Consider the following 1,228-nt stretch of genomic DNA (forward strand, 5'->3'; position numbering starts at 1 on the left):
TTTGGCAATGCAATACAATCTCACCAGGATCGACCCCGATGCTCCTAACGAGCAATATCCGATTGGCGAACGGGAAACCGTTTCCGATCCGTTAGAAGATCAAGTCCACAAAAACATCTTCATGGGCAAGCTGGAAGACGTGCTGAACGGCGCGGTCAACTGGGGGCGTAAAAACTCCCTGTGGCCGTACAACTTCGGCCTGTCCTGCTGCTACGTGGAAATGACCACTGCCTTCACGGCGCCCCACGACATCGCGCGCTTCGGCGCCGAAGTCATCCGGGCATCACCGCGTCAGGCCGACTTCATGGTTATCGCCGGTACCTGCTTCATCAAGATGGCGCCGATCATTCAGCGTCTCTACGAGCAAATGCTCGAGCCGAAGTGGGTTATCTCCATGGGCTCGTGCGCCAACTCCGGTGGCATGTACGACATCTACTCCGTGGTTCAGGGGGTGGACAAGTTCCTGCCGGTTGACGTCTACGTGCCTGGCTGCCCGCCCCGTCCAGAAGCATTTCTGCAAGGCTTGATGCTGTTGCAGGAATCGATTGGCCAGGAGCGTCGCCCACTGTCCTGGGTCGTTGGTGATCAAGGCGTTTATCGCGCCGACATGCCATCGCAAAAGGAACAGCGCCGCGAACAGCGAATCGCAGTCACTAACCTGCGCAGCCCTGACGAAGTCTGATCCAGATCTGTCCTTAATAAAGACGAGAAGCTGGCTTCATTCTTTACGTTGACCGAAAGCGAAAAAATAACCATGACTACAGGCAGCGCTCTGTACATCCCGCCTTACAAGGCAGACGACCAGGATGTGGTCGTCGAACTGAACAACCGTTTTGGCGCCGAAGCATTCACTGCGCAATCCACTCGCACCGGCATGCCGGTGCTTTGGGTTGCCCGCGCCAGACTCGTCGAAGTCCTGACCTTCCTGCGTAACCTGCCCAAGCCGTACGTCATGCTCTATGACCTGCACGGCGTGGACGAGCGTCTGCGCACCAAGCGTCAAGGGCTGCCGAGTGACGCCGAGTTCACCGTGTTCTACCACCTCATGTCGCTGGAACGTAATAGTGACGTGATGATCAAGGTTGCCTTGTCCGAGAGCGACCTGAGCTTGCCGACCGTCACCGGTATCTGGCCGAACGCCAACTGGTACGAGCGTGAAGTCTGGGACATGTTCGGCATCGACTTCAAAGGCCACCCGCACCTGTCGCGCATCATGATGCCGCCGACC

Annotated in this window: 2 protein-coding genes; both read left to right on the forward strand. The window is 57.4% G+C overall.

All coding sequences use genetic code 11. The annotated features are described in order from the left end of the window. The first annotated feature begins 7 nt into the window (after positions 1 to 7). Positions 8 to 682 carry an NADH-quinone oxidoreductase subunit B family protein gene (locus tag ACIOZM_RS31880; protein ID WP_103306792.1) on the forward strand — a complete coding sequence of 225 codons (675 nt, stop codon included), beginning with the start codon at positions 8 to 10 and terminating at the stop codon, positions 680 to 682. Positions 683 to 754: 72 nt separating this feature from the next. Continuing rightward, the coding region (locus ACIOZM_RS31885; RefSeq protein ID WP_401221668.1) for an NADH-quinone oxidoreductase subunit C at positions 755 to 1,228 on the forward strand (474 nt) is incomplete at its 3' end.

The sequence above is a fragment of the Pseudomonas sp. NPDC087346 genome (assembly GCF_044744235.1).
Classification (GTDB): domain Bacteria; phylum Pseudomonadota; class Gammaproteobacteria; order Pseudomonadales; family Pseudomonadaceae; genus Aquipseudomonas.